6 protein-coding genes are annotated in these 5,282 nt (G+C 76.6%); 5 read left to right on the forward strand and 1 reads right to left on the reverse strand.

What is annotated here, in order from left to right; translation table 11 throughout:
• Positions 1 to 77: 77 nt before the first annotated feature.
• Entirely contained in the window at positions 78 to 620 is a 543-nt protein-coding gene (locus ABZ914_RS45800; RefSeq protein ID WP_500200947.1) for a hypothetical protein, read from the reverse strand.
• Positions 621 to 779: 159 nt separating this feature from the next.
• On the opposite strand from ABZ914_RS45800, the gene ABZ914_RS45805 reads away from it, so the two are divergent.
• The 5 genes from ABZ914_RS45805 to ABZ914_RS45825 all read left to right on the forward strand — a co-directional run.
• The gene (locus ABZ914_RS45805) at positions 780 to 1,436 is read left to right on the forward strand and encodes a response regulator transcription factor (protein WP_190854338.1); all 657 of its coding nucleotides are present in this window, start codon (positions 780 to 782) and stop codon (positions 1,434 to 1,436) included.
• Positions 1,433 to 2,794, forward strand: coding sequence for a sensor histidine kinase (locus ABZ914_RS45810; protein ID WP_500200948.1), 1,362 nt, complete (start codon positions 1,433 to 1,435; stop codon positions 2,792 to 2,794). Before ABZ914_RS45805 ends, ABZ914_RS45810 begins: the two co-directional genes overlap by 4 nt.
• 34 nt (positions 2,795 to 2,828) lie before the next feature.
• Positions 2,829 to 3,887, forward strand: coding sequence for a sensor histidine kinase (locus tag ABZ914_RS45815; RefSeq protein ID WP_500200949.1), 1,059 nt, complete (start codon positions 2,829 to 2,831; stop codon positions 3,885 to 3,887).
• A gap of 4 nt (positions 3,888 to 3,891) precedes the next feature.
• The gene (locus ABZ914_RS45820; RefSeq protein ID WP_500200950.1) at positions 3,892 to 4,575 is read left to right on the forward strand and encodes a response regulator; all 684 of its coding nucleotides are present in this window, start codon (positions 3,892 to 3,894) and stop codon (positions 4,573 to 4,575) included.
• 111 nt (positions 4,576 to 4,686) lie between these two features.
• A partial coding sequence (locus ABZ914_RS45825) for a hypothetical protein (RefSeq protein ID WP_500200951.1) occupies positions 4,687 to 5,282 on the forward strand: 596 nt, incomplete at its 3' end.

Genomic DNA, 5,282 nt, shown 5'->3' on the forward strand with positions numbered 1-5,282 from the left:
CAGCCCGGCGGCGGCGAGGCCGGCGCCGCCGACGACCACGACGCCCGCCGCGCCGAGCGCGGCCGTGCGCCTGCGGCTCACTTCCCGCTCCCGCTGGAGAAGCGCGGGCCCTTGCCGCCGCCCGGCTGGTACTTCTTGCACGCCTCGTCGGCGTTCTTGAACGTCTGGCTCTGCGGGTCGATCCCGGTGCCCTCGCCGACCTGCAGCTGCATGCCGCCGTCGGGCTTCGGGTCGGGGAAGGCGGTGACGCCGTTGTCGCGCATGCACTTGGAGTAGGCGCGCATCTTGGCCAGGTCCGCCGCGGACGGCCTGCGCGGCTTCCCGCCGTTCGGCATGAGGTGGGCGCACTTCTTCTGCGCCGCCTCGACCTTGGGGTCGGTGCGCACAGGCCCGCCCCCGGCCGAGGGCTTCGCGCTCGCCCTGATCTCGACGCGGCCGTCCTTCGGGTCCTGCATGTCGACGCCGTTGTCGCGCATGCACTGGGCGAACTTGCGCATCTTGGCCTCGTCGCTCGCCTTCTTGGAAGCGCCGGTCCCGCCGTCGTTCCCGCCGCCGCATCCCTGGAGCCCCAGGGCGAGGGCGGGCAGCAGGGCCAGCATCGCGAGCGTTTTCCGTCTCATCGGTCGGTCTCCTCCGGGCCGCCGGGCGGACGCCGGCGGCGACCGCAAGTCCAGCGGCCGGCGGGTAACCCCGCCGTAACCGGAACTCGTTATGCCGGCGTTACGCCCGATGCCGGAGGCTGTGGCCGAAAGGTGACGGGCGAGGCGGAGGACGGCACGGTGCGCGTATTGGTCGCCGAGGACGAGCGGATGCTCGCCGACTCGATCGCCGAGGGCCTGCGGGCGGAGGCGCTGGCGGTGGACGTGGTGTACGACGGGGACGCGGCGCTGGAGCGGCTCGGCGTCAACGACTACGACGTGCTCGTCCTGGACCGCGACCTGCCGGTGGTGCACGGCGACGACGTGTGCCGCGCGGTGGTGGAGTCGGGGGCGCTGGTGCGGGTGCTGATGCTCACCGCCGCGGCGGCCGTCCCCGCGCGCGTCGACGGGCTGCGGATCGGCGCGGACGACTACCTGACGAAGCCGTTCGCGTTCGAGGAGCTGGTCGCGCGGATCCTGGCGCTCGGCCGGCGGGCCCGCCCGGCGGCGCCGCCCGCGCTGGAGCGGGCGGGCATCCGGCTGGACCCGTCCCGCCAGGAGGTCGTGCGGGACGGCCGGTACGTGCGGCTGGCGCGCAAGGAGTTCGGGCTGCTCGCCGAGCTGCTGCGCGCGGACGGGACGATCGTGTCGGCGGAGCGGCTGCTGGAGAAGGTGTGGGACGAGCACACCGACCCGTTCACCAACACCGTGCGGGTGACGCTGATGAAGCTGCGCCGCAAGCTCGGTGAGCCGCAGGTCATCGAGACCGTGCCGGGAGCGGGGTACCGGATCCCGTGACACGCCTCGCCGAACGCGTCCGCCCGACCATCCGGATGCGCCTCACCCTGCTCTACACCGGCCTGTTCCTCGGCGCCGGCATCGTCCTTCTCGGGCTGACGTACCTGCTGGTGCAGAACAACCTCGCGCAGCGCAGCGGCCCGGCGGAGATCAGGGGCTCGGGGCCGACCGGGGCCACCGACCGGGTGTTCACGGAGGGGCCCGCCGGGGGCGCGGCCCCCGAGGCGGGCAAGGCGCTGACGCCGGTCCAGCTGCAGGGCGTCCTGGTGAGGGCGAAACGCGACTACAAGGACGACACGCTGAACGCGCTGCTGACGCAGGGCGGGATCGCGCTCGGCCTGGTCGGCGCGGCCGGGCTCGGGTTCGGCTGGCTGCTGGCGGACCGGGCGCTGCGCCCCGTCCACAAGATCACCGAGACGGCGGGGCGGGTGGCGCGCAGCCACGACCTCACCGAGCGGATCGGCTACGAGGGCCCGCGCGACGACGTCAAGGAGCTCGCGGACGCCTTCGACACCATGCTCGGCCGCCTCGCCCGCGCGTTCGACGGGCAGCGCCGGTTCGTCGCGAACGCCTCGCACGAGCTGCGCACCCCGCTCGCCATCAACCGGACGCTGGTGGACGTGGCGGTCCGCCGCCCGGACGCGACCGACGACGTCAAGCGGCTCGGCGAGTCGCTGCTGGTCGTCAACACCCGGCACGAGCGGCTGATCGACGGGCTGCTCACGCTCGCCGGGACGGAGAACGCCGAGGCCGGCACGGACCCGCTGGACCTGGCGGACGTCGCCGGGCACGTCCTGGACCAGGCCGCGCCGGAGGCCCGCGGGCACGGGGTCACCGCGGACCGGCGGCTCGGCCCGGCGCCGACCACCGGCGACCCGGTCCTGGTCGAGCGGCTCGTGCAGAACCTCGTGGAGAACGCGATCCGGCACAACCGGGAGGGCGGCGAGCTGTGGGTGTCGACGCGCGGCCGGGACGGCTGGGCCGAGGTGCGGGTCGCCAACACCGGGCCCGCCGTGCCGGGCTACGAGATCGAGACGATCTTCGAGCCGTTCCGCCGGCTGGGCAACGACCGGGTGCGCTCGGACCGCGGGTCGGGGCTCGGCCTGTCGATCGTCCGCGCGATCGCGGGCGCGCACGGCGGGACCGTGACGGCCGAGCCGCGTCCCGGCGGGGGCCTCGTCGTCACCGCCCGGCTGCCGTCCCGCATGCCCGCCCCGTTCGCCGCGCACGGCGTGCGCGGGCACGGAGCACCCGGGCACGGAGCACCCGGGAACGGCACCCCCGCGCAGGGCGGGCGGCCGGTCCAGGGCGGCCGTCCCCTCCTCGGGGACGAGGCGGGGTCTCACTCGCGCGAGTGAGGTGCGCGGCGCCCCGGTCCCCGACACTGGCGGCATGCGCGACGCGAGGACCGCCGACCGGGCGGTGGCCGCCGCCGTCACCGCCGCGACCGTGACACCGGCGCTGTGGGCGGCGCGGCCGTGGTGGGTGGTGGCGCTGGCGCTGCTCGCGTCCGTCCCGGTGCTGTGGCGGCGGCGCGCCCCGCTGCGCGTCGGCCTCGTCGTGGGCCTCGCGATGACCGCGCTGGTCGTGTGGCAGAAGCCGCTGCTGCTGCCGTGGGGGCCGCTGGTGGCCGTCTACACGATCGCCGCGCTGAGCCGGCCGGTGCTGCGGCTGCTGTGGGTCCCGCTGCTGGCCGCCACCGTGTACGTCTCGATCGTGCTGCCCGGCGAGGACTCCGACGTCTACCCGCTGCTCGGCACCGCCTTCACCGCCGCGTTCGCGCTCGGGACGGCCGAGCAGGCCCGCCGCGCGCAGGCCGCCGAGCACGCCGAGCGGACGCGCCGGCTGGAGCAGGAGCGGGCGGCGGCCGCCGCCGGCGAGCGGGCCCGCATCGCCCGCGACATGCACGACGTCCTCACCCATTCCGTCGGGCTGATGGTGGTGCAGGCCGAGGCGGCGCCGCTCGCCGGCCCGGACCGGGCGGACGAGGCGTTCGCGCGGATCGCCGACACCGGACGCGGCGCGCTGGCGCAGCTGCGCGCGATCCTGGACGCGCTGCGCGAGGACGCGGCGGCGCCCGGCGGCGCGCAGCCCGGCCTCGCGACGCTGCCGGACCTCGTCCGCGACTGCGGGCTGCCGGCCGCGCTGACCGTGGACGGCGAGCCGCGCCCGGTCGCGGCGGACGCCGGGGTCGCCGCGTACCGGATCGTGCAGGAGGCGCTCACCAACGTCCGCAAGCACGCCGGACCGGTGGGCGCGGTGACCGTCGCGGTGCGCTGGCGGGACGCGCTGGAGATCGAGGTCGCCGACGACGGGCGGGGCGGCGAGCCCGCCGCGTCCGGGCACGGGCTGGCCGGGATGCGCGAGCGCGCGGCCGCCTGCGGCGGAGACGTGCGCGCCGGGCCCGGCCCGCGCGGGTTCACGGTCCTGGCCCGGCTTCCGGTTGAATGAGCCCGTGACGGACGAGCCGGCCCTCCGCGTCCTCGTCGCCGACGACCAGGACCTCTTCCGCGCCGCGTTCACGATGATCCTGGACGCGCAGCCGGACATGACCGTCGTCGGGGAGGCGGCGGACGGGGCCGCCGCCGTGCGCGCCGCCGCGGAGCTGCGGCCCGACGTCGTCGTGATGGACGTGCGGATGCCCGTGATGAACGGGATCGAGGCGACGGAGCGGATCTGCGCCTCGCTGCCCGCCCGGGTGCTCGTGCTGACGATGTTCGACTCCGACGAGCACGTCTACGACGCGCTGCGGGCGGGCGCCGGCGGGTTCCTGCTGAAGGACATCCGGCGCGACGAGCTGGCGGACGCCGTCCGGGTCGTCGCCGCCGGCGACGCGCTGCTCGCGCCCGCGGTGACGCGGCGGCTCGTCGAGGACCTGGTGCGGCGGCCCGGCCACGGGGTCGTCCCGCGGCTCGCGGCACGGCTCGCCGGGCTGACCGAGCGGGAGGCCGCGACGCTGCGGCAGGTGGCGCGGGGCCGGTCCAACGCGGAGATCGCCGAGGCGATGGTCGTCTCCGAGCACACCGTGAAGACGCACGTCAGCCACGTGCTGGGCAAGCTCGGGCTGCGGGACCGGGTGCAGGCGGTCGTGTTCGCCTACGAGTCCGGGCTGGTCGTCCCGGGCGACCCCGCGGACTGACGGGCGGAGCGGCCCCGCGGGCCGACGGGCGGAGCGGCTCCGGAGGAGTGAGGCGGGGTTTCACTCGTCCCGGCGACGCGGCGGACGGCCCGCCCGGCCGACGCTCGTTCCATGACCGCCATCGTCTCGACGCTGCTGTCGTCCGTCCTGCTGCTGCTCGGCACCGGGCTGCACCCGGTCGCCTGGCTCACCTGGTTCGGCCCGCTGCCCGTCCTGTGGCTCGCGCCCCGGGCCGGCGGGCGGGCCGCGTTCGCCGCCGCGTCCCTCGCCTGGCTCGCCGGGCAGAGCCGGATGTGGCCCTACTACCTCGGCACCCTGGAGATGCCGCCGCCCGCGGCGGCCGGGATCATCGTCGGCACCGCGCTGGTGTTCGGCCTGCTCGCGCTCGCCTTCCGGCGCCTGCTGCTGCGCGGGCTCCCGCTCATCGCGGCGCTGACCGTCCCGGCGGGCTGGGCGGCGCTGGAGTACGCGCTGTCGGTGGCCGCCCCGCACGGCGCGTGGCTCAGCCTGGCCTACACGCAGGCGGACGTCCCGCCGGTCGTGCAGACCGCGTCGCTGACCGGGCCGTGGGGGATCACGTTCCTCGTCATGGGCGTGCCCGCCGCCGTCGCGGCGGCCGCCGCGCCCGGGGGCGCGCCGCGATCGCGGGTGCAGCTCCCCGGCGCGCGGCTCCTCGGCCGCACGCTGGCCGACGGCGGCTGGCGGCG

It is taken from the genome of Spirillospora sp. NPDC046719 (assembly GCF_040645715.1).
In the GTDB taxonomy this organism is placed as follows: domain Bacteria; phylum Actinomycetota; class Actinomycetes; order Streptosporangiales; family Streptosporangiaceae; genus Spirillospora.

Coding starts and splice junctions, on each gene's coding strand:
- ABZ914_RS45800 (WP_500200947.1), bottom strand. CDS start 620: ATGAGACGGAAAACGCTCGCGATGCTGGCCCTGCTGCCCGCCCTCGCC.
- ABZ914_RS45815 (WP_500200949.1), top strand. CDS start 2,829: ATGCGCGACGCGAGGACCGCCGACCGGGCGGTGGCCGCCGCCGTCACC.